Below are 22700 nucleotides of genomic sequence, written 5' to 3'. Positions count from 1 at the left end.
CACTGCATCAATGCAGCCGGAGCGGCTTCGATCTCTTCGATGCCGAATGCCTCGTTCTTGTTCTCCTGCATGGTCCCCCCTTTCCATCAGTCAATCCCCGCGCGCCCACCACGCGAGGCTTTCACGCTATCGACGCCGAGCGAATGCGCGCAAGCATTTCGACCTCGATACTCGACAGAATCGATCAGCTGTCCCCCGAGATGTCGGCACTTGGACGGACCCCCGGCCGCACCGCTGCCGAACCGTCGGTCAGCCGGCCGCGGCGAGCACCGTCCGGCCGAGGCGCACGAACTCGTCGACGCCGAGCTCCTCGCCGCGAGCGGTCGGTGCGATCCCCGCCGCTTCGAGCACCTCGGACGCGTGCGCACTGCCGCCGAGGATCCCGGACAGGGCCTGGCGGAGCATCTTGCGGCGCTGCTGGAACGCCGCGTCGACGATCGCGAACACCCGGGAACGCAGGAGTTCGTCCCCCGGTGGGTCCTTCCGCACGAACCCGACGAGCACACTGTCCACGTTGGGGACCGGCCAGAAGACCTGTCGCGAGACCTGACCGGCGATCCGCCAGTCGCCGTACCAGGCGGCCTTGACGCTCGGCGACCCGTAGACCTTGCTGCCCGGGTCGGCAGCGAGACGGTACCCGACCTCGGCCTGCACCATGACGAGCGACCGCTCGATCGACGGGAAGGTCGCGAGCAGGTGGAGGAGCACCGGCACGGACACGTTGTACGGCAGGTTCGCGACGAGGTGGGACGGCGCGTCGGGCAGGTCGTCGGCGGACACCCTGAGGGCGTCCTGGTGCACGACCGTCAGCCGCGCATCCGGCTGCATCGCTGCGACCGTCGTCGGGAGCTGCGCCGCGAGCCGTGCGTCGATCTCGACGGCGGTCACGGGCGCGCCGGTCTCGGTCAGCCCGAGGGTCAGGGAGCCGAGGCCCGGTCCGACCTCGAGCACGCGGGACTCCGCCGTCACGCCGCCCGCCGTGACGATGCGCCGCACGGTGTTCGCGTCGTGCACGAAGTTCTGGCCGAGCTTCTTGGTGGGGGTGACGTCGAGTTGCGCGGCGAGGTCGCGGATCTCAGCGGGGCCGAGCAGCGCGCTCACTCGGACACCGTCACGGGTTCGGCGTCCCACGCGCCGTAGACGAGCTCGGTGTTCGAGGCGATCTGTGCCGCGAGCATCGACGGGTCCGTCCCGAGGGTCTCGGCCATCGACCGGAGCGTCAGCGGGATGAGGTACGGCGCGTTCGGACGACCACGGAACGGCGTCGGCGTGAGGTACGGCGCATCCGTCTCGATCATGATGAGGTGCCGTGGCGCCACGTGCAGGGCGTCCCGGAGCGACTGGGCGTTCTTGAACGTGACCGTGCCCGCGAACGACATGTACCAGCCGCGCTCGGCGCAGAGCCGTGCGAGGTCCGGGCCGCCGGAGAAACAGTGGAAGACGGTCTTCTCCGGCGCGCCGACACGGTCGAGGACCTCGACGACGGCGTCGTGCGCGTCCCGGTCGTGGATCGTCAGTGCGAGGCCGTGTTCCTTCGCGATCCGGATGTGCTCCTCGAAGGAGCGCACCTGGGCGTCGCGGCCGTCATCACCCGTGCGGAAGAAGTCGAGCCCGGTCTCGCCGATGGCCCGGACACGGGGCAGGGCCGCGAGTGCCGCGATCCCCGCGAGGTGCTCGTCGAGCAGACCCTGCTCGTCGAGCACCGGCGCTTCGTTCGGGTGCAGCGCAACGGCTGCGAGGACCCGCGGCTCCCTGGCCGCGATCTCCGCCGACCACCGCGAGGTCGCGAGGTCGGTGCCGACCTGCACGACACCACGGACTCCGACGCTCGACGCCCGGTCGAGGTGCTCCCGGTAGTCCAGGGCGTCGTCACCACCGTCGGCGATCTCCATGTGCGTGTGGTTGTCGTAGACCGGCACCACGAGCGCCTCCGGTAACGGCGGGTAGGTCAGGTCACGCTTGGACCCGCCGGCGTCGCCGGACCGCGACCGGAGATGCGCGTCGGTCACGCTGCGCCCTGCTCCGGCTGCTCGACGCGCGGGAACAGCCCGTTCTCGAGCGGGCTCACCGTCGTGGCGGCCTGCCACTCCCAGGCGCGGTCGACCCGCTGGTCGGCGATGGACCCGCCGGCGCCGATCGACGCCCACAGCGTCTCGGTGGCCTTCGGCATGACCGGGGAGAACAGCACGCTGACCGTGCCGAGCCCGCGCAGGGCCGTGGTCAGCACGGTGCCGAGGCGTTCGCGCTGCGCGTCGTCCTTCGCCAGTACCCACGGCTGCTGCTCGGTGATGTAGCCGTTCAGTGCTTCGACGAGTTCGTACGCTGCGGCGATCGCCAGGTGCGGCTGCAGCGCGAGCATCGCCTCGTCAGCACGCCCGGTCACGCGCTCGGCGAGCTCGTCGATCGCGGTGTCGGAGTCGGTGAGCGCTCCGCGTGCGGGGACCGCGCCGTCGAAGTACCGGAGGAGCATCGCGATGATCCGCGACGCGAGGTTGCCGTAGCCGTTCGCGAGCTCCGCGTGGTACCGGTTCGAGATGTCTTCCCAGCTGAAGCTGCCGTCGCTGCCGAACACGAAGGCCCGCAGGAAGTAGTACCGGAACGCGTCCGACCCGAAGCGCTCGGTGATCTCGACCGGCACGATGCCGGTTCCCTTCGACTTGGACATCTTCTCGCCGCCCACGAGCAGCCACCCGTGCCCGAACACGCGCTCGGGGACGGGGACGTCGGCCGCCATGAGCATCGCCGGCCAGATCACCGCGTGGAACCGGGCGATGTCCTTGCCGATGACGTGCACGCTCGGCCAGAGGCGCCGGAATGCCTCGTCGTCGTCGCTGCCGTAGCCGAGCGCGGTGATGTAGTTGAGGAGCGCGTCGAACCAGACGTAGAGGACCTGTTCGTCGTCCCAGGGGAGCTTGATGCCCCAGTCGAAAGTCGACCGCGAGATCGAGAGGTCGCGCAGGCCCTGCGACACGAAGCGGATGACCTCGTTGCGGACGCTCTCCGGCTGGATGAACTGCGGGTTCGACTCGTACAGGTCGAGCAGGCGCTGCTGGAAGTCGGACATCCGGAAGAAGTAGTTGCGCTCGGACAGGACCTCGACCGGGATCGAGTGGATCGCGCAGACCTGCTGGCCCTCGTAGGGGCCGGTCCCCGCCACGAGGTCGCTCGGCTGCTTGTACTCTTCGCAGCCGACGCAGTAGAAGCCCTCGAAGTCGCCGGAGTAGATGTACCCGTCGTCGTAGAGCTTCTGGAGGAACGCGGTGACCCCGCGCTCGTGGCGCTCGTCCGTCGTCCGGATGAAGTCGTCGTTCGCCACGTCGAGCGTGTTGAGGAGGGGCAGCCACGCCGTCTCGACGAGACGGTCCGCCCACTCGCGCGGGGTCATGTCGTTCGCGACCGCACTCCTGAGGATCTTCTGGCCGTGCTCGTCGGTGCCCGTCAGCAGCCAGGTGTCGTCGCCGCGCTGCCGGTGCCACCGCGCGAGGAAGTCCGCGGCCACCTCGGTGTACGCGTGCCCGATGTGCGGGACGTCGTTGACGTAGAAGATCGGCGTGGTGATGCTGAACGAGGAGCCGTCGGACATGCGGACCATCCTACGGGCGCGACGCAACCGCATGACGCGGCCGGCAACGGGCTGTGGAAAACCCGGACCGGATCGCCCGTGGCGGGGCCGACCCGAGCCTCCCGTCCGGTGGTCCGCCGTCTACCGGGCCGCGAGGGCGCCTTCGTAGAGCGCGCGCCTGGACAGCCCCGTCGCGTCCGCGACGGCTGCGGACGCTTCCTTCATGCGGGTACCGGCGGCCACGCGTTCGAGCACGAGACGGACGCCCTCGTCGAGCGAGACCTCGTCCACCGATCCGGACGCCCCCGCGACGACGATGCAGATCTCGCCCTTCACACCGTCGGCGGCCCACGCGGCGAGCTCGACGAGTGATCCCCGACGGACCTCCTCGTAGAGCTTCGTGAGCTCTCGGCAGACCACTGCTCGGCGCGGACCCCCGAACCCGGCCGCCATGTCGGTCAGCGTGTCCGCCAGCCGGTGCGGCGACTCGAAGAACACCATCGTCCGCTGCTCGCCGGCGAGCGCCTCGAACGAGCGTCGACGCTCCCCCGGCTTCCGCGTCGGGAACCCCTCGAACGTGAACCGGTCCGTCGGCAACCCGGACACGGCGAGCGCCATCAGCACCGCTGACGGCCCCGGGAGCGCCGTCACGGTGACCCCGGCGGCCGCTGCGGCCTCGACGAGCGGGAAGCCGGGGTCGCTGATCGCGGGCATGCCGGCGTCGGTCAGCACGACGACGTCCTCGTCTCGGGCGAGCTCGACGACCTCCGCGGCCTTCGCCCGTTCGTTGTGCTCGTGCAGGGCGATGAGCCGCGGGCGGTTCTCGATCCCGAGCGCTCGCATCAGGTGGATCGCGGTGCGGGTGTCCTCCGCAGCCACGACCGTCGCGTTGGAGAGTGTCTCGACGAGTCGGCGCGACGCGTCGCCGAGGTTGCCGATGGGAGTTGCTGCGAGGACGATCACACGCCCCATTGTGGACGCAGCGGATCACTGCGCCGCATCCGTAGGATGCTGCGGGTGACCACGGACCTGGCCGACGCACTCCCCTCTGCGCCCGAAGTGCCCCGTGGGTCGCGCCTCGACGACTGGTGGGTGCGCGTCATGTCGGTCGGTTGGCGGGTCGCCACCTGGCGCTGGGCGGGGCCGATCGCGGTCACCGTGCTCGCGGCACTGTTGCGGCTCGTCGACCTGGGACGACCGCACTCACTGGTGTTCGACGAGACCTACTACGTCAAGGACGGATGGTCGATCGTCCACCTCGGGTACGAGGGCACCTGGCCGGCGAACCCCACGGACGACTCACTCCCGACGACCGACGAACGGTTCGCGGACGGCCAGACGAACCTGTTCACCAGTGCCGCGGAGTTCATCGCGCACCCGCCGCTCGGCAAGTACCTCATCGGCCTCGGGATGCTGCTGTTCGGGCCGGACAACTCGTTCGGCTGGCGGTTCGCGGTCGCGGTGCTCGGTATCGCGACGGTGTTCCTCGTCGCCGTGATCGCCCGGTCGCTGTTCCGCTCGACCCTCATGGGCACGCTCGCCGGCGGGTTCCTGGCGGTCGACGGCCAGGCGATCGTGATGTCCCGCGTCACGCTGCTCGACGGGATCGTCACGTTCTTCGTCGTGCTCGGGTTCGGCGCGCTGCTGCTCGACCGCCGCTGGACCGCTCGCCGGCTCGAGGCGTGGGTCGCACGCCGGGTCGCTGCCGGACGGGACACCCTCTGGGGCCCGGTGTTGTGGTGGCGGCCGTGGCTGCTCGCGATGGGACTGGCGCTCGGGCTCGCGACCAGCACGAAGTGGTCCGGGATGTACTTCCTGGCGTTCTTCGCCGTGTACTCGGTGCTGACCGACATGATGCTGCGGAAGCGCGCCGGCATCGAGTTCTGGTCGTCGAGCGCGTTCCTGCAGCAGGCACCGGTGACGTTCCTGCTCACGGTGCCGATCGCCGCCGCCACCTACCTGGCGTCCTGGACCGGGTGGTTCGTGTCGAAGGACGGATGGGACCGGAACTGGATCGCCTCCGGCGGGCAGCGCTGGAGCGGGATCCTGTCGTGGGTGCCGGACAGCGTGCAGAACTGGTGGCACTACCAGTCCGAGATCTACGGCTTCAACATCGGCCTGCACACGCCGCACTCGTACCAGGCGAACCCGCTGCTCTGGATGCTCATGCAGCGCCCGACGTCGATGTACTACGTCGGCACGAACGCCGGGCAGGACGGCTGTACTGCGGTGCGGTGCGGTGCTGCGATCACGGGCGTCGCGAACCCGTTCATCTGGTACGCATCGGTCGTCGCGGTCGTGGCGCTGCTCGTGCTGTTCTTCCTGCGTCGCCGGTGGGAGTACGGCTTCGTGGTGATGGGCGTCGCAGCCGGGTACCTGCCGTGGCTGCTGTACGTGAACCGGACGGTCTTCCAGTTCTACACGATCGCGTTCGAGCCCTTCATGGTGATGGCGTTGGCTGCGGCGATCGGGCTCGTGCTGGGCTCCCGCGACGATCCACGGCCCCGTCGGACGAAGGCGATCGTGTGGGTCGGTGTGTACCTCGTCGTGGTGCTGCTCGCGAGTGCGTACTGGTACCCGATGTGGACCGCCATGCAGGTGCCGTGGGACTTCGTGCGGTCGCACTACTGGCTGCCGAGCTGGTTGTAGCGCTGCGCGCTGCGTGCGCGTCCCGCTGCGTGCGGTGCGGCGGCGCGGGTGTCGCGCATCGCCGACCGGTCACGACTCGCCGCGCAGTGCGGGTCGACGGGTCACGATCTGTCGGCTCGGAGGGGCTCAGCCGACGCGTTGCGACCGCTCGGCGGAACTGAGCGGGGTGTCGTGACCCGCCACGGGCCTGTCCCCTGCGCGGTGGGTCAGGACTGGGCGTGCAGCGCGCGCTCGATCGACTCGCGGTCGAGCGGCTCACCGAGCATCCGGTGGTCGTCGACGTGCGGCGGCAGCACGCCCTCGATCAGGACCTCGGCGTAGCGGCGCCACGCGTTCGGGTCGTGCGCGCGGGTGGCGTCCGCGACCGCACCCACCATGGTCGTGAGCATCGGGAGGTCGCGGTAGTCGAACCCGACCCGCACCACGCCGGCGTCGTGCGCGCGACGGATGATCTCGGACACCTGGCTCTCGAGGCGGTCGCGCTCGTGCACGATCGAAGGGCGTCCTTTGCCTGCCCGGACGATGGCGTCGGCAAGTGCGCGGTCCCTGGCGCGGAACTCGAACACGCCCATCAGGTACAGCCGGAGCGACTCGCGCGGGTCGATCTCCTCGGCAGCACGTTCGGCGGCGGCGTTCATCGCGTCGAACTTGGTCGCGAGCAGCGCTTCGATCAGCGAGTCCTTGTCGGCGAACCGGCGGTAGACCGTCCCGACGCCGACCCCGGCTTCGTGCGCGATGTCGTTCAGGGTGACCGAGAGCCCGCGCTCCGCGAAGCACTTGCGCGCGGTCTGCAGGATCAGCTCGCGGTTGCGGGCGGCGTCGGCGCGGAGGGGCCGCTCGAGCTCCGCGTGCTGGTCGATCGTGGTCACGCTCGCAAACGTAGTTGAACTTTCTGGGAATAAGCGGATGCAACGCGTCCGTTTGGGCTTACACTGGTGCGAACCGGATGCATCGTATCCGCTTTCTTCTCCCCGACCTGAAGTGCCCGACGGCGCGCGCTTCGACACCGTTCCATCCTTCTCAAGGAGGCCTGCCGTGACGGCAGAACAGACTGCGCCCGCGCCCACCGGCTCGGCACCCACGACCGCGGGCTCCGCACCCCGCAAGGACCACCGCTGGATCGCCCTCGCGGTGATCGCCCTCGCTCAGCTCATGGTGGTGCTCGACGCCACCATCGTGAACATCGCGCTGCCCTCGGCGCAGCAGGACCTCGGATTCGGCACCGACCAGCGCCAGTGGATCGTCACGGCGTACTCGCTGGCGTTCGGCTCTCTGCTGCTGCTCGGTGGTCGCCTCGGTGATCTCTTCGGCCGCAAGAACACCTTCATCATCGGGCTCGTCGGCTTCGCCGTCGCCTCGGTGCTCGGCGGCCTGGCGGACTCGTTCGGCCTGCTCGTCGCGGCCCGCGCGCTGCAGGGTGCGTTCGGTGCGCTGCTCGCCCCGTCCGCGCTGGGCATGCTCACCACGACCTTCCGCGACCCGAAGGAGCGCGGTCGTGCGTTCGGCATCTTCGGGTCGATCGCCGGCTCGGGTGCTGCGATCGGCCTCCTCCTCGGCGGCGTGCTCACCGAGTACGCGTCGTGGCGCTGGTGCCTCTACGTCAACGTCGTCTTCGCCGTCCTCGGCGTGATCGGCGCGCTGGTCTTCATGGCGAAGCCGCCGAAGGTCGAGCGTCCGCGCATCGACGTCGCCGGCGTCCTCACGATCACGCTCGGCCTGGTCGGGGTCGTCTACGGCTTCTCCAACGCCGAGACCAACGGCTGGGACGACCCGCTGACGATCGTCATGCTCGCGGTCGGTGTCGTGCTCATCGCGGCTTTCATCTTCATCGAGACCCGCGTGGCGCACCCGTTGCTCCCCCTGCGCGTCGTGCTCGACCGTGACCGCGGTGGCTCGTTCATCGCCATCGGCCTCGTCGCGATCGGCATGTTCGGGATCTTCCTGTTCCTGACCTACTACCTCGAGCAGACCCTCGGGTTCTCCGCGCTGCAGACCGGCCTGGCGTTCCTGCCGATGCCGCTGTCGATCATGATCTCCGCCACGCAGATCGGTGGCCGACTCCTGCCCCGCATCGGCCCGAAGGTCCTGATCTTCGCCGGCGCGCTCGTCGCCGCAGCCGGTCTGCTCCTGCTGCTGCGCACCGACCTCGACAGCTCCTACGCGGGCACGGTCCTGCCGGCACTCATCGTCATCGGTCTCGGCATGGGCACGATCTTCTCGTCCGCGATGAACACCGCGACGACCGGGGTCGCCCGTGCGGATGCCGGTGTCGCGTCGGCGACGGTGAACACCATGCAGCAGATCGGCGGGTCGATCGGTACCGCGCTCCTGTCGACGATCTTCGCGGACGTCGTCAAGAACAGCCTCTCGGGGCTGTCCGCGGCGCCGACGAAGCTCCAGCAGGCGCAGGCCACGCTCGACGGCTACCACGTCGCCTTCGCGATCTCGGCCGGCGTGCTGGTCATCGTCGCGATCGCCAGTGGGCTGCTCATCAACCGGCAGTCCGTGCGACTGGCCAAGCTCGAGCACCTCAGCGCCAACGCGACGGGCAGCATCCCGGCCGCCGCGCACTGACGCGAAGACGACACACGCGGAAGGCCCGCTCGACTCCGGTCGGGCGGGCCTTCCGCGTTCCGGGCGTCGTGCAGGAGCGGGGCGGGCGGGGGCGGGCGCGGGGTGGTCGACTCCGAACGACGAAGTCGCTGTCGTACGACGTCGACTTTGTCGTTCGGAGCCCATCGAAGCGACGTTCCTTCGGCGACACACCACCCGCATCGGCCCCGATTGCGCACTGTTGCGATTTTCCTGTCAGACGTCAGGGGTCGGCATTATCGTGTGCGCCATGGCCCCCGTCCTGACCTCGCCACTCGTGTCCACGCAGTGGCTCGCCGACCACCTCGGTGCCGATGAGCTCGTCGTCCTCGACGCCTCCGTGCACACGTCCGGTGTCGGCCTCGGGACGACCTGGCACGCCGCCGGCGACTCGTACGAACAGCACGGACACGTGCCCGGTGCCCGCTACGCCGACCTCCTCCACGACTTCTCGGCGCCCGACTCCGACCTCCCGTTCACGCGCCCCGGTGCCGAGCGGTTCGAGCAGGCGGCCCGGGCACTCGGCATCACGAACACGTCGACCGTCGTGGTCTACGACGACAGTGTCGGCGAATGGTCAGCACGACTCTGGTGGATCTTCCGGTCGTTCGGGTTCGACGACGTCGCCGTGCTCGACGGCGGGTTCGTGAAGTGGCGGGACGAAGGACGCCCGGTCCGGGTCGGCGCGCTGACCACCCGCGCGGACGACAGCGACACGCAGCACGCATTCCTCGCGGGCGAGGAACGGCCGCTCTGGGCCGACCGCGACCGGGTCGAACGCGCAGTGGACGGCACGCAGCCGGCCGCGCTGGTCCTGGCCGCGGACGAGACCGTCCTCGGTGACGGGCACGCTCCGGTCGTCCCCGGCACCACCCCGATCGCACTGCGGCGCATCGTCGACCAGGACTCGAACACGCTGCGGCGGCCGGCTGCGCTGGCGGACGCGTTCGCCCCGGTGTTCGACGCGGACGAGATCGTGACCTACTGCGGTGTCGGCAGCGCCGCGTGCGTCGACGCCCTCGCGCTCACCGTGCTCGGACACGACCGGGTGCAGGTGTACGACGGCTCCCTCGCCGACTGGTGGCGCCGCGAACCCGAACTCGCGTCCTGACACCCGAACTCGCGTCCTGACACCCGAACTCGCGTCCTGAGACCCGACCACACACGCACCCGTGCGGCACTAGCGTTGCCGTCATGAGCTCCAGACGTGCAGTCATCCTCGGCGGAACGGGCGGGATCGGCTCCGCCATCGCGCGCGAGCTCCTCGACACCTCCGGCCGCGGCGGTGACGACTGGCAGGTCGACGTCGTCGCACGCCGAGGAGGTGAGATCGCGGACACGCTCACGAGGGACGGCGCGACGTTCGTCCCCGGCGACCGCCGCGACGCGACCGCGCTCCGCGACCTCCTGCGCCCCGGTGCGGACCTGCTCGTGGACACCGTCGGCGCCACCCGTGACGACGCAACACAGCTCCTGCCGTTCCTGGGCGACGTCGGCTCGACCGTGTTCGTCTCGTCGAAGGCGGTCTACGTCGACGAGCAGGGACGGCACGCCAACTCGCTCGACAAGCCCGTGTTCGGCGGTCCGGTCACCGAGCTCCAGCCGACGGTGACCGCGGCGGATGCCGACCCGACGAGTCGCGACGGGTACGGCGCGGCGAAGGTCGCAGCCGAACAGCTGCTGCTCGACCACGGCGCTCCCGTCACGGTGCTCCGCCCGTCGAAGGTCTACGGGGTCGGTGTCGGCCGTCCGCGCGAGTGGTTCGTCGTGCGCCGGGTCCTCGACGGCCGCGAGCGTGTCCTCCTCGCCGACGGCGGCCGCGGTGTCGACCACACCACGGCGGCCAGTGGCATCGGTTCGCTGGTCCGGCTCGTCGCCGACGCCCCCGACCGCCGGATCCTCAACGTCGCCGATGCGACGGCCCCGTCGGCGCTCGAGATCGTCCGGACGATCGCCGGCCACCTCGACCACCGGTTCGACGAGGTCCTGCTCGACGCCGACGCGCCGGCGTTCGTCGGGGTGACCCCGTGGTCGTCCCCGTCGCCGTTCGTCCTCGACACCACCGCGGCCAGGTCGCTCGGATGGGAGCCGCCCCGCTTCGCCGCGGCTGTCCTCCCGGAACTCGACTGGCTCGTCGAGACGGCGCACCGCACCCCTGCGGACGGTGACGTCCCCTGGGCGTCCGACCCGTTCTGGGACCGGATGTTCGACTACGGCCCGGAGGACGCCGCACTCGTCCTCCTCTCGATCGGCGGCTGATCGGTGCCGCGTTCCGAGGTGCTCTTCATCGGAGGCCGGTCCGGTGTCGGCAAGTCGACAGCGGCCGAGGCACTGCACGACCTGCTCACGGACGCGGACGTCCGGCACGCGGTGATCGAGGGCGACGTGCTCGACCTCGCCCACCCCGCTCCGCACGTCGAGCACCCGGAGGCGCGGCTCACGGAACGCAACCTCGCGGCGATGTGGGCGAACTACCGCGCGCTCGGGCACCACCGTCTCGTGTACACGAACACCGTGTCCGTCCTCGAAGCAGACCGCCTGGCCGCCGCGATGGGCGACGACCCGGTCGTGGTCGCCGTGCTGCTCCGGGCCGGGGACGAGACGACGGCGTCCCGGTTGCAGCGGCGGGCGGGCGGCGAGCTCCCGGTGGCGCAGCTCGCGCACTCGACACGGACCGCCGGGAGGCTCGACTCGGCTTCCGCAGATCGGGTCACCCGGATCGACACGGACGCCATGGCCCCGGCCGACGTGGCACGTCGGCTCGCGTCCTTGACCGGGTGGCTTCCCGCCTGAGCCCTGTGGAGACGGACGATCGATGCACAGATCGTTCCGCCGCCCGTCCCGTTCAGCGCCGACCGTGCACGCTGGACACATGAACGACAACCGGCTCGGCACCGCCGTCAGCCCCTACCTCCGACTGCACGCCGACAACCCGGTGGACTGGCGGGAGTGGGGTCCGGCGGCATTCGCGGAAGCGCGCGAGCGCGACGTCCCGGTCCTGGTGTCGATCGGTTACGCGACCTGCCACTGGTGCCACGTCATGGCCCGTGAGAGCTTCGCCGATCCGGAGATCGCCGAGCTGTTGCGGCGGGACTTCGTCGCCGTGAAGGTCGACCGTGAAGAACGGCCGGACGTCGACGCGAGCACCATGGCGGCCGCCGCGGCGTTCACCGAACAACTCGGATGGCCGTTGACCGCCTTCATGACCCCCGACGCCCACGTCTTCTTCGCGGGCACGTACTCCCCGCCGACCCCCGTCGGGGGTCACCCGTCGTTCCGGCAGGTGCTCGCCGCGGTCGTCGATGCCTGGCACGACCGTCGTGCTGAGGTGGACGCCAACGCGACCGCACTCGCCGGGGCCATCCGCCAGGGCGCCGTGGACGCGGCGACTCCGGAAGGTGCCGACGGCGCCGGAGCCGACCAGGGCCTCCCGTCCGTCGACGCGGTCCACGGCGTCGTCGACACCCTGCTGCAAGCAGAGGACACCGTCTACGGTGGTTTCGGCGGCGCACCGAAGTTCCCCTCAGCACCACTCCTGGAGTTCCTCGCCGATGCCGGAGCCGACGGCGTCGCAGCTGCACATCCCCTGCTGGAACGCTCGCTCCGGGTGATCGCGTCCTCCGAGCTGACCGATGCCGACGGCGGGGTGTTCCGGTACGCGACCCAGCGAGACTGGGGCGTGCCGCACTACGAGCGCATGCTCTACGACAACGCGGGGCTGCTGGCGATCGCACCTCGGGACCAGGCACGGGGCATCGCGGACTTCCTGCGCGACACCCTCCGCCGGCCGGACGGCGCGTTCGTCGCGGCACAGGACAGCGAGTCCACGATCGACGGGCGCCGCGTCGAAGGCGAGTGGTACCGCCGCCCGCTCGCGGACCGGGTCGCGCTCGCTCCACCACCCCTGGACGACCAGGTGCTGACCGGGTGGAACGGGCTCGCGATCCGCGGTCTCGCGATCGCCGGCGCGCGGCACGGGGACGACGAGATGATCGCCCTCGCGCGATCCGCCGCCGACGCCCTGATCGCCGGGCACCTGCGGGACGGACACGTCGCGGTGCGTTCCAGCACCCCGCGGGGTTCCTCGTCCGCACCGCCCACGATCGAGGACATCGGGCTCTTCGCCGAAGGCCTCCTGGAACTGGCGGTGGTCACCGGCGAGGTCGCCTACGCGGAGACGGCGAGGACCCTCGTCGACGACGGGCTCTCGGGGACGCTGGCCGTCGACCCGGTGCTGGCCGCTTCCGGCACCGCGACCGGGGAGCAGCCGCAGACGGCGATGCGATCGGGCACCGTGGCGCTGGCGAACGCGGCGCTGACCCTCGCGGCCCTGACTGGCGTCGAGGACTACCGGACCGCTGCTGCGTCCCTCATCGCGGACCGCGCGCGCACCGGTGTCGGTCGACCGCTCGGGCACGCGGACGCGCTCGGCGTCGCGCTGGCGCTGCAGCGGCCCTCGCGGGAAGTCGTCGTCGTGACGTCGACGGAGTCGCCGGGGGCGGTCGGGTCAGCCGTCGCGATGCGGCGTGCCGCGGTGACCGAGCGGCGTCCGGGCACGGTGACGGTCCTCGTGACACCGGAACAGGCGCGCGCGTGGGCCACAGCGAACTTCGCACTCCTCGAGTCACGCGACGCGCTCGACCCCGCCGCGTACGTCTGCCACGACCGTGTGTGTGCCCTGCCCGCCCGCGACGCGGACGAACTCGCCGCCCAGCTCACGTCTGCGTGAGCGCGGGCGGTATCCTGGAATGCTCATGTCTCCCACGCCGCCCGTCATCACCTACCCGCCCGAGCTGCCGGTCTCGCAGCGGCGGGACGACATCGCCGCCGCCATCCGCGACAACCAGGTCGTGATCGTCGCCGGAGCGACGGGGTCCGGCAAGACGACGCAGCTGCCGAAGATCTGCCTCGAGCTCGGGCGCGAGAACATCGGGCACACCCAACCCCGACGCATCGCCGCGCGCACCATCGCGGAGCGCGTGTCCGAAGAACTCGGTGGCGAGCTCGGCGACCTGGTCGGGTACCAGGTCCGCTTCACCGACAAGGTCAGCGCGAACACCCGGGTCAAGCTCATGACCGACGGGATCCTGCTGAACGAGATCCATTTCGACCGCGACCTGAAGCGCTACGACACGATCATCATCGACGAAGCACACGAGCGCTCCCTGACGATCGACTTCCTCCTCGGGTACCTCAAGCGACTGCTCCCCCGCCGGCCCGACCTCAAGCTCATCATCACGAGCGCGACGATCGACCCGGAGTCCTTCTCGAAGCACTTCGGCGACGCCCCGATCATCGAGGTGTCCGGCCGCACCTACCCGGTCGAGATCCGCTACCGCGCACTCGTCGCGGAAGACCCGGACGACGACGGGGACGACGACACCGATTCGCGCACCGCCGACGCCGGCAACGGAGCCGACGACCGCGACGCACTCACCGGCATCACCGACGCGCTCGACGAACTCGCGCGCGAAGACCCGGGCGACGTCCTCGTGTTCCTGTCCGGCGAGAACGAGATCCGCGACGCCCAGGACGCGATCGAGGGCAAGCACTACCCGGGCACCGAGGTCCTCCCGCTCTACGGCCGGTTGTCAGCGGCCGACCAGCACCGGGTGTTCCAGCGCAGCGCGACCCCGGGTGTCCGACGGCGAGTGGTGCTCGCGACGAACGTCGCCGAGACCTCGCTGACCGTGCCCGGCATCAAGTACGTCATCGACACCGGGACCGCCCGCATCTCGCGGTACTCGCCCCGCGCGAAGGTCCAGCGGCTCCCGATCGAGGCGATCTCGCAGGCCAGCGCGAACCAGCGGTCCGGCCGCGCTGGACGCACGAGCGCTGGTATCGCCATCCGGCTGTACTCCGAGGACGACTTCGAGCGGCGTCCCGAGTTCACCGACCCCGAGATCCTCCGCACGAACCTCGCCGCCGTCATCCTGCAGATGATCTCGCTCGGGTTCGGCGACATCGAGTCCTTCCCGTTCCTGCAGCCGCCGGACTCCCGAGGCGTGAAGGACGGCCTGGACCTGCTCCGCGAACTCCGCGCCGTCGACAAGGACGGCGCGATCACGAAGTCGGGCCGGCAACTGACCCGTCTGCCGATCGACCCGCGGCTCGGACGGATGGTGCTCGAGGCCGGTCGGCAGGGCGTCGGGCGAGAGGTCATCGCGGTCGTCTCCGCGCTGAGCATCCAGGACCCCCGGGAGCGCCCCCTCGAGAAGCGCGCGCACGCCGATCAGCTGCACGCGCGCTTCGCCGACCCGACGAGTGACTTCCTGACCCTGCTCGGCCTGTGGAACTACATCGAGGACAAGCAGGACGAGCTGTCGTCGAGTGCGTTCCGACGGCTGTGCAAGGCCGAGTTCCTGAACTACCTCCGCATCCGTGAGTGGCAGGACCTGTACCGCCAGCTGTCGCGGGCGGCGAAGCAGGTCGGGATCCACGTCGGCAAGGAGCGCAAGGACGATCCCGACGCCGTGCACCGATCGCTGCTGGCAGGACTCCTCAGCCAGATCGGCCTGCGCGACCGCGAGAAGCGCGACTACCTCGGATCGCGGAACACCCGGTTCGTGCTCTTCCCTGGCAGCGTCCTGGCGAAGAAGCAGCCGGACGCGGTGATGGCCGCCGAACTCGTCGAGACGAGCCGCCTGTTCGCCCGCACCGCCGCCCGGATCGACCCGGCGTGGACGGAGCAGCTCGCCGGCGACCTCCTCAAGCGCACCTACGGCGAGCCGCACTGGGAGAAGAAGCAGGGCGCCGTCGTCGCCTACGAGCGCGTCACGCTGTTCGGTGTCCCGATCGTGCAGCGCCGCCGCGTGCAGTACGCCCGGATCGACCCCGTGCACTCGCGGGAGCTCTTCATCCGGCACGCCCTGGTCGAGGGCGAGTGGGAATCGCAACAGGCGTTCGACCGTGCGAACCGGAAGCTCCGCAAGGAACTCGAACAGCTCGAGGAACGCACCCGCCGACGCGACATCCTGCTCGACGACGAGACCGTCTACGAGTTCTACGACGCCAGGATCCCCGCAGAGGTCGCCACGACGCGCGACTTCGAGGGCTGGTGGCGACGGATCCGCCGGGACGAGCCCGAGCTGCTGACGATGCGGAGGGAAGACCTCCTCGACGAAGACGCCGCCGAAGCAGCACAGGACGAGCAGGAGTACCCGACGCAGTGGCGGTCAGGCGACCAGCGCCTCGCGGTCAAGTACCGGTTCGAGCCCGGTGCCGCGGACGACGGCGTCAGCGTCCAGGTCCCGCTGGCGCTGCTCCCCCGTATGCGCGAGGAGGGCTTCGACTGGCAGGTCCGCGGTCTCCGCAAGGAACTCGTGACCGCGCTCATCAAGGCCCTGCCGAAGCAGATCCGGAAGAACGTCGTCCCCGCGGCCGACTGGGCGGAGAAGATCGTCGAGGAACTCCCCGACGACGCACCCACGACCCCGACGGAGAGCTTCCGCGCGACCCTCGCGAAGACGATCCAGCGCATGACCTACGTGCAGGTCTCCGAGCGCGACTTCGACATGTCCCGCGTCCCCGCACATCTGTTGCCGACCTACGCGGTCGTCGACGAACGCGGCCGTCGCGTCGAGGCCGGCAAGGACCTCTCCGCGCTGCAGACGAAGCTGAAGGACAGGACGCAACAGAGCGTCGCCGCCGCGACGCAGCGTCAGGGTCGCCCAGGAGGCTCGGCGCGGGTCGCCGAGGCGTCCTCCGGCCGTCAGGTGGAGCGTTCGGGGCTCGTGGCCTGGCCCGACACGGACCTGCCGGAGATCCTGGACACGAAGCAGGCGGGCGGCGTGATCCGCGCGTACCCGGCGCTCGTCGAAGAGGGCTCCGGTCCGAAGGCGACCGTCGGCGTGCAGCTGCTCGCGAACCAGTCCGACCGCGCCGTGCAGATGCCGGCTGGCGTTCGACGGCTCGTGATGCTCGCGGTGCCGTCACCGGTGTCGTACATCCAGTCGCACCTCACCTCGCAGGAGAAGCTCGCGCTCGCCGCCAGCCCGTACCCGTCGACGAACGCGCTCTTCGACGACGTGCTCGCGGCCGTGGTGGATGCCGGCATCCGGCGAGCGCACCCGGACGGGCTGCTCTTCACGAAGGCCGAGTTCGAGGCCGTCCGGAACGCCGTGTCCGCATCCGTCGTCGACACGATGTTCACCGCCGTGTCCGAGGTCGCTGCGGTGCTCGCCGCACAGCGATCTGCGGAGCGAGCCCTCAAGCAGGCCACGAACATGTCCCTGCTGCCGGCGCTGAACGACATGCGGCAGCAGCTCGAGCGCCTCGTGTTCCCCGGGTTCGTGTCCGTGGCCGGGCTCGACCGCCTCCGTCGGATCCGCGTGTACCTGCAGGGCGTGGAGGCCCGCGTGACGAAGCTCCTGCAGACCCCGGGCAGGGACGCCACCTGGATGCGTGAGGTCTCGGCTGCGACCGGCCGGTACGAGGACGCCGGGGGGACGTTCCCGCCGGCCGTCGGAGCGCACCCGGAACTCGTGCACGCCAGGTGGATGCTCGAGGAGTTCCGCCTCAGCCTCTTCGCGCAGGAGCTCGGGACCGCCGAGACGGTCTCGCTGCAGCGCATCACGAAGGCACTGTCCGCCGCCTCTGCCTGACCGATAGGTTCTCCCCCAAGGGCGAAGGGGATCCCATGGTGGAACGCACGGATCGGTACGGCAGGGCGATCGAGCGAGCGGACGGGCGGGACTTCCCGTTCTGGGACGGCGATCCGCTCGCGCTGCGCGCGTGGCAGTGGGTGGTGATCGTCCTCGCGTGTGTCGTCGCGATCAACGTCCTGAGCTGGTACCCGGCGCACGACAACGTGCAGTCCCTCGTGCCCCGCTTCCTGTTCACCGCGATCCCCCTCACCGTGTTCATCGCCTTCACCCGAGGTCGCTGGTCGCGGATCTTCCAGCGGACGACCGGTCGGGACTTCCTGACGATGGTCCTGTTCGCGATCGCGAACATCATCGTCACGGTCATCGTGGGAGTCATCGTGAAGACGGTGTTCGGCGCGACGGCGAACACCGCGGCGAACGGCATCCACGGGGCCGCCGAGCTGATCTCGTTCTCCGTCGGAACCGCGATCCAGCTCTTCGGCGAGGAACTGTTCACGATCCTGCCGTTCCTCGCGGTCATGGCGCTCTGCCATCGCATCGGCCTGACACGCAAGCAGGCGATCCTCGTCGCGTGGCTCGCGACCGCGATCTGGTTCGGTGCCGCACACCTGCCGACCTACGGGTGGAACGTCGCCCAGGCGCTCCTCGTGATCGGTGTCGCTCGCCTCGTGCTGACGCTGGCGTACATCCGGACGAAGAACATCGCGGTGAGCACCGGCGCACACATCCTGAACGACTGGGTGCTCTTCACGACCACGATCATCGGGACGTCGGTGCACTCGTGATCGGCTCACTCGACGTCATCGTCCTCGACTGCCCGGACACCCGGGCGCTCGCGCGGTTCTGGGCCGAGGTCCTCGGCGGCGAGATCGTGCAGTTCGACGACGACTGGGCCGAGGTGGTCCTGCCGATCGAGGGCAGCCGGCCGCTCCTCGCCTTCCAGCACGTCGACGACTACCGCGCGCCGGAGTGGCCGGGCCAGGTCGTCCCGCAGCAGCTCCACCTCGACGTGAAGGTCGAGGACATGGATGCCGGCGAAGCAGCGGTCCTGGCGATCGGCGCAACCGCCACGGGCGAAGGGTCCGACGGGTTCCGCGTGTACCTCGACCCCGCCGGGCACCCCTTCTGCCTGATCGTCCCGAACGACTGAGTGCGCGACGTGATCCGGACGGTGCTGTTCGACCTCGACGGGGTGATCCGTCACTTCGACCCGGACCACGTCGCCACGATCGAGCGCCGCCACGGACTCGACGCCGGGTCGATCGAGGCGTTCGCGTTCTCGCCGCCACTCATCGACGACGTGACGACCGGACGGATCCGCCGCGCCGACTGGATCGCCGCGATCGGCGACCACATCGACGACGCAGCCGCGGCCGATGCGTGGGGACGGCAGCCGTTCCGCGCCGACCCTGACGTGCTGGACCTCCTCGACGAGCTCCGCAACGCTGGCCACGGCGTCGCGGTCCTGACGAACGGGACGGACACCGTGCCGGACGAGGTCGCGTCGTTCGGGCTGCTCGACCACGTCGACGCGGTGTTCAACTCCGCCGACATCGGGTTCGTGAAGCCGGACGTCCGGGCCTTCCGGCACGTGCTCGACGCCGTCGGCCTCGACGGATCCGAGGTCTTCTTCACCGACGACTCGGAGCGCAAGCTCACGGGTGCCGCCGAGCTCGGCATGGTGACGCACCACTTCACCGGGGTCGACGGTCTCCGGACGGCGCTCAGCGCGCAGGGGGTCCTGTCACCCAGGCGATGACCTCGGCGAGCACCGGGTCGTACCCGTCGGTCGTGTCGACCTCGAGCACCGGCACCCCGAGGTCCAGCGGTTCAGCCACCAGCGGCAGGTTGCCGGCCACGCGGGCGTTCATCGCGTCGTCGTGACCGCGTGCGACGAACCGCTCGTAGGCCAAGTCCGACCGGCAGTGCACGTTCCGCACGGCCCCGACCGGCGCCAGGACCTCACGCACGTCCGCCTCGGACTGGTCGCGGTAGAGCGTCGCATCGGCGATGACGCTGCACCCGGCCGCCGCGTACCCGGCCGTCGCCGTCCAGAACAGCCGGATCCCGTGTGGGACGACCTCGTCGCGCGACATCACCCCGCCGGCCATCATTCCCGCGTAGAGCTCGTCCCGGTGCACGCGCGGCCACCCGAGTTCTGCGGCGAGCGCTCGGGCGAGCGTGCTCTTGCCGCTGCCCGGTGCTCCGCTCAGCAGTGCGATGGTCGCCGCCACGATCAGGCCTCGACGGGGTTCGCGAGCCCCTCGACCACCTCGACGTGCGGCAGCGCGGCGAGCACGGCGCCGGGGAGGAACAACTTCGCACCGCGGACCCCGGCACCGACGACCGCTTCCGGGACCTCCGACACCCGTGAGTCCACGTACACGGGCCACTCCGCGGGCAGCCCGATCGGTGTGATCCCGCCGTACTCCATCCCGGTGCGCGCAACCGCCTCGTCCATCGGCGCGAAGCTCGCCTTCCGAGCGCCGAGCAGCTGCTTGACGGTGCGGTTGACGTCGAGCCGGGTCGACGCGAGCACGATGCACGCGGCGAAGGTGACGTCGCTCCCGCGCTTGCCGGTCACGACGATGCAGTTCGCTCCGCCGGCCAGCGGGAACCCGTACGCCTCGGAGAACGCCGCGGTGTCGGCCAGCTCCGGATCGATCGCGGCGGCTTCGATCCCGCTCGCGAGGTCCGCCGGGAGCGCTGCGATCGCCTGCGCCACGGGCACGGCGAGCAGGTCGACGGCTTGGAGGACGGGGAGACGCTGCAGGATCGGCACACCGCCAGCCTAGGGATCTGGGCCAGAGTGGTGCCATGGACGCGATGACCCCGGCACCGACGCCGATCGACCTCGACACCTGGCCGCGACGGGAGCACTTCGAGCACTACCGCGACACCGTGCCGTGCACCTACGCGATGACCGTCGACGTGGACGTCACCGACTTCGTGCGAGCACTCGGCGACACCGGTCGGAAGACCTACCCGGCGCAGATCTGGGCGCTCGCGACCGCGGTGAACCGGCACCGGGAGTTCCGGATGACGCTGCAGCCAGACCGCTCCCCTGCGATCTGGGACGTCGTGCACCCGGTCTTCACGGTGTTCAACCCCGAGCGTGAGACGTTCAGTGCGGTGTGGGTGCCGTACGACGACGACTTCGGGACGTTCCACGACGCCGCGGTCGATGCACTGGCGACGTACCGGACGGCGACGACGATGTTCCCGCAGCAGCCCCGCCCGGCGAACCTCTTCGACGTCTCGAGCCTGCCGTGGCGGTCGTTCTCCGGCTTCACGATCCAGGTCCGGGACGGCTGGGACCACCTGCTGCCGATCTTCACGATCGGCAGGTACCACGAGCGTGACGGCCGCACCCTGATGCCGCTCGCGGTGCAGGTCCACCACGCGGCCGCCGACGGCTTCCACACGACCCGCCTGATCGCCGACGTCGAGCGTCTGCTCGCCGAACCGTCCTGGCTCGCGGACTGACGTTCGTTCCGGGCGATGACGGATCCGGTTCCCGGAACGCGGGTTCCGGGAACCGGATCCGTCACGGCTGAAAACGAAAACCGGCGTGCAGACGCGACGGTCGTCGGGGCGCGACCAGGAGCGGACGGGAGGCTCGGTGCCAGCTGGCACCGAGCCTCCCGTCCGTCACCGGGTCCGGATCAGGACCCGGCGCGGGCCTGCAGAGCTTCCTCGTACTCCGCGCGCATCGCGTCGCCGCCGCGGCGGCGCCAGTCGCGGACGACGCCCTTCCAGGACGAGACCGACGCGCGGCCGAGCAGGATGTCGTTGATCGCGTTGGTGGCGTACGTGCCGACCGCCGGCCCCTTCGTGGAGTTCGTCGGCGAGTAGAGCCCGTAGGTCGGGTTCGGCAGCCCGTCGTCGAGCCACGACGCCAGGGACTCGTAGACGGTGTCCGTCATGCCGGGGCGGCCCGAGTAGAAGAGCGGCAGCGGGCACTCGGTGAAGTACTGCAGCGGGAACTCGCCGAGCGCCGTCTCGCTGTTGCCCGTCTTCGTGAGCGTCGGCGACCCGTCCTGCATCTCGTAGTCCCGTCCCTCGATGCCGAACTTGCGGTACATCCAGGCCTCGGTCCCGAACGGTGACGCGCACCAGTTGAGGACCTCGAGCAGGGTGCGGACGCGGTCGTCCGGCGCTGCGGCGAGCGCCGTGATCGCGTTGTTCGGATCGCCGAGCCACGGCTTGGCCTTCGCGCCGGACGGCCCGACGAACGGCGCCGTCGTCAGGTCGAAGCCGCTGCCGGGGGTCGCCTGCTGGACGATGCCGGGGATGGCGCTGTACGTGTCCGACAGCATCAGCGCGGAGCCCTGCACGAGCCAGACCTTGCCGTTGTAGGCCGTGATGCTGTCCGGGTGCACGAGGTCCTCGGCGATGAGCCGGCGCGACACGTCGAGGAGGTCCTGGTACGCATCGAGCTCGTACATGTGGGTGAGCGTGCCGCCGCTGTGCTCCCACTGGTTCGGCAGGTCGAGCATCGGCGCGAGGATGCTCGTCGGCACCGAGGCGAGAGCCCAGCGGTTCGCGTGCGGGTCCGACACCTCACGGCAGAGCTGGACGAACTCGTCGAGACTGCTGAACGACGGATCGACGCCGAGTCCCTCGAACAGGTCCTGCCGCCGGTAGAGCACCTGCGACGTGAGCGGACCGCGGGGCACCGGCACGGCGTAGATGCCGCCGGAGAACACGGTCCCGCGCCAGGACGCCGTCGGGAGGTTCGCCAGGTACGGGAAGTCCCGCACACCGCTGCCGGAGAGGTGTTCGGTGAGGTTCTGGGCCTTCGCCTCGAGGAACTGCGGCAGGTACGGGAACGACCCGAACACCGTGAACACGTCGCCGAGCGTGTCGCCGGCGACCTGTGTGGCGAACTTGTTGCCGAAGTCCGCGTTCGGGGTGATCGTCAGGTCGAGGTCGATCCCCATCCGCTCGTCGAGGCCCTGCCAGTACGGGTTGCTGCCCTTGGTCGGCGGGACGGGCGAGTTCGTCGGGACGCTGCCGTGCACGGTCGACCCGTCGCCCGGTTTGCGGGCGGTCGGGACGAGCCGCTCCGGGATCCGTCGGAACGCGCTCGGCATGAGCGCGCTCGTCTTCGGCAGGACGGGTTCCGGTCCGCCCGTCCACGGGACGTAGTCCGGCAGTGCGACCGCCTTGTTGATCGCCTTGACGTCGGTGGAGCGGGTCACGGTGGAGCAGCTGGCCAGGAGGCCCGTGGCCGCGATCCCGAGGCCGCCTGCGAACAGTGCGCGGCGGGTGATTCCGTTGTTCGTCAC

Annotated in this window: 19 protein-coding genes; 11 read left to right on the top strand and 8 right to left on the bottom strand. The window is 70.2% G+C overall.

The features are described from left to right. Window positions 1–249: 249 nt before the first annotated feature. From rsmA to rsmI, 4 genes are all read right to left on the bottom strand, one after another. Window positions 250–1101: a 16S rRNA (adenine(1518)-N(6)/adenine(1519)-N(6))-dimethyltransferase RsmA gene (gene rsmA, locus ACEN9V_RS16295; protein WP_413601185.1), complete on the bottom strand. Its 852-nt coding sequence runs from the start codon at window positions 1099–1101 to the stop codon at window positions 250–252. Further along, window positions 1098–2009, bottom strand: coding sequence for a TatD family hydrolase (locus ACEN9V_RS16290; RefSeq protein WP_413601184.1), 912 nt, complete (start codon window positions 2007–2009; stop codon window positions 1098–1100). Before ACEN9V_RS16290 ends, rsmA begins: the two co-directional genes overlap by 4 nt. Next, window positions 2006–3583 carry a methionine--tRNA ligase gene (metG, locus tag ACEN9V_RS16285; protein ID WP_413601183.1) on the bottom strand — a complete coding sequence of 526 codons (1578 nt, stop codon included), beginning with the start codon at window positions 3581–3583 and terminating at the stop codon, window positions 2006–2008. The genes ACEN9V_RS16290 and metG overlap by 4 nt, the downstream gene beginning before the upstream one ends. 120 nt (window positions 3584–3703) lie before the next feature. Continuing rightward, window positions 3704–4525, bottom strand: a complete 822-nt coding sequence (gene rsmI, locus ACEN9V_RS16280) for a 16S rRNA (cytidine(1402)-2'-O)-methyltransferase (protein WP_413601182.1) — start codon at window positions 4523–4525, stop codon at window positions 3704–3706. Window positions 4526–4579: 54 nt separating this feature from the next. On the opposite strand from rsmI, the gene ACEN9V_RS16275 reads away from it, so the two are divergent. After that, window positions 4580–6211 (top strand): dolichyl-phosphate-mannose--protein mannosyltransferase, encoded by a 1632-nt coding sequence (locus tag ACEN9V_RS16275; protein ID WP_413601181.1) that lies wholly within the window; start codon window positions 4580–4582, stop codon window positions 6209–6211. A 206-nt stretch (window positions 6212–6417) separates the two neighbouring features. On the opposite strand, the gene ACEN9V_RS16270 is transcribed toward ACEN9V_RS16275, so the two are convergent. Beyond that, window positions 6418–7080, bottom strand: a complete 663-nt coding sequence (locus ACEN9V_RS16270) for a TetR/AcrR family transcriptional regulator (protein ID WP_413601180.1) — start codon at window positions 7078–7080, stop codon at window positions 6418–6420. 166 nt (window positions 7081–7246) lie between these two features. Here ACEN9V_RS16270 and ACEN9V_RS16265 point away from each other — a divergent pair, with 166 nt between their 5' ends. From ACEN9V_RS16265 to ACEN9V_RS16225, 9 genes are all read left to right on the top strand, one after another. Beyond that, on the top strand, window positions 7247–8785 hold the full coding sequence (locus tag ACEN9V_RS16265) for an MFS transporter (protein ID WP_413601179.1): 1539 nt from the start codon (window positions 7247–7249) through the stop codon (window positions 8783–8785). Between the two features lie 268 nt (window positions 8786–9053). Then, on the top strand, window positions 9054–9914 hold the full coding sequence (locus ACEN9V_RS16260; RefSeq protein ID WP_413601178.1) for a sulfurtransferase: 861 nt from the start codon (window positions 9054–9056) through the stop codon (window positions 9912–9914). An 83-nt stretch (window positions 9915–9997) separates the two neighbouring features. Next, the gene (locus ACEN9V_RS16255; RefSeq protein WP_413601177.1) at window positions 9998–11062 is read left to right on the top strand and encodes an NAD-dependent epimerase/dehydratase family protein; all 1065 of its coding nucleotides are present in this window, start codon (window positions 9998–10000) and stop codon (window positions 11060–11062) included. Between the two features lie 3 nt (window positions 11063–11065). Beyond that, complete coding sequence (locus ACEN9V_RS16250; protein WP_413601176.1) at window positions 11066–11596, top strand: AAA family ATPase; 531 nt, start codon at window positions 11066–11068, stop codon at window positions 11594–11596. Window positions 11597–11675: 79 nt separating this feature from the next. After that, complete coding sequence (locus ACEN9V_RS16245) at window positions 11676–13532, top strand: thioredoxin domain-containing protein (RefSeq protein WP_413601175.1); 1857 nt, start codon at window positions 11676–11678, stop codon at window positions 13530–13532. Between the two features lie 25 nt (window positions 13533–13557). After that, the gene (hrpA, locus tag ACEN9V_RS16240) at window positions 13558–17406 is read left to right on the top strand and encodes an ATP-dependent RNA helicase HrpA (RefSeq protein ID WP_413601174.1); all 3849 of its coding nucleotides are present in this window, start codon (window positions 13558–13560) and stop codon (window positions 17404–17406) included. 35 nt (window positions 17407–17441) lie between these two features. Further along, window positions 17442–18194 carry a CPBP family intramembrane glutamic endopeptidase gene (locus ACEN9V_RS16235; protein ID WP_413601173.1) on the top strand — a complete coding sequence of 251 codons (753 nt, stop codon included), beginning with the start codon at window positions 17442–17444 and terminating at the stop codon, window positions 18192–18194. Further along, window positions 18191–18559 carry a VOC family protein gene (locus ACEN9V_RS16230; protein WP_413601172.1) on the top strand — a complete coding sequence of 123 codons (369 nt, stop codon included), beginning with the start codon at window positions 18191–18193 and terminating at the stop codon, window positions 18557–18559. Before ACEN9V_RS16235 ends, ACEN9V_RS16230 begins: the two co-directional genes overlap by 4 nt. Next, complete coding sequence (locus ACEN9V_RS16225; RefSeq protein WP_413601171.1) at window positions 18560–19168, top strand: HAD family hydrolase; 609 nt, start codon at window positions 18560–18562, stop codon at window positions 19166–19168. It abuts the gene before it with no gap. Here ACEN9V_RS16225 and ACEN9V_RS16220 read toward each other — a convergent pair. Next, window positions 19134–19643: an AAA family ATPase gene (locus ACEN9V_RS16220; protein WP_413601170.1), complete on the bottom strand. Its 510-nt coding sequence runs from the start codon at window positions 19641–19643 to the stop codon at window positions 19134–19136. The two genes, ACEN9V_RS16225 and ACEN9V_RS16220, sit on opposite strands and share 35 nt — an antisense overlap. Before the next feature lie 2 nt (window positions 19644–19645). Beyond that, window positions 19646–20191 (bottom strand): YbaK/EbsC family protein, encoded by a 546-nt coding sequence (locus ACEN9V_RS16215; RefSeq protein ID WP_413601169.1) that lies wholly within the window; start codon window positions 20189–20191, stop codon window positions 19646–19648. 35 nt (window positions 20192–20226) lie between these two features. Here ACEN9V_RS16215 and ACEN9V_RS16210 point away from each other — a divergent pair, with 35 nt between their 5' ends. Beyond that, entirely contained in the window at window positions 20227–20895 is a 669-nt protein-coding gene (locus ACEN9V_RS16210) for a CatA-like O-acetyltransferase (RefSeq protein ID WP_413601168.1), read from the top strand. Window positions 20896–21074: 179 nt separating this feature from the next. Here ACEN9V_RS16210 and ACEN9V_RS16205 read toward each other — a convergent pair whose 3' ends face one another. Beyond that, window positions 21075–22700 (bottom strand): hypothetical protein, encoded by a 1626-nt coding sequence (locus ACEN9V_RS16205; protein ID WP_413601167.1) that lies wholly within the window; start codon window positions 22698–22700, stop codon window positions 21075–21077.

Source organism: Curtobacterium sp. Curtsp57, from assembly GCF_047324335.1.
Classification (GTDB): Bacteria; Actinomycetota; Actinomycetes; order Actinomycetales; family Microbacteriaceae; genus Curtobacterium.
Note: the sequence above shows the minus strand (reverse complement) of the source record. Positions and strands in the feature narration are given on the sequence as shown.

Bases quoted from the DNA above. Each gene is read 5' to 3' on its own strand.
- ACEN9V_RS16245 (WP_413601175.1), top strand. From the start codon at position 11,676: ATGAACGACAACCGGCTCGGCACCGCCGTCAGCCCCTACCTCCGACTG.
- metG (WP_413601183.1), bottom strand. From the start codon at position 3,583: ATGTCCGACGGCTCCTCGTTCAGCATCACCACGCCGATCTTCTACGTC.
- ACEN9V_RS16255 (WP_413601177.1), top strand. From the start codon at position 9,998: ATGAGCTCCAGACGTGCAGTCATCCTCGGCGGAACGGGCGGGATCGGC.
- ACEN9V_RS16260 (WP_413601178.1), top strand. From the start codon at position 9,054: ATGGCCCCCGTCCTGACCTCGCCACTCGTGTCCACGCAGTGGCTCGCC.
- ACEN9V_RS16235 (WP_413601173.1), top strand. From the start codon at position 17,442: ATGGTGGAACGCACGGATCGGTACGGCAGGGCGATCGAGCGAGCGGAC.
- ACEN9V_RS16210 (WP_413601168.1), top strand. From the start codon at position 20,227: ATGGACGCGATGACCCCGGCACCGACGCCGATCGACCTCGACACCTGG.
- hrpA (WP_413601174.1), top strand. From the start codon at position 13,558: ATGTCTCCCACGCCGCCCGTCATCACCTACCCGCCCGAGCTGCCGGTC.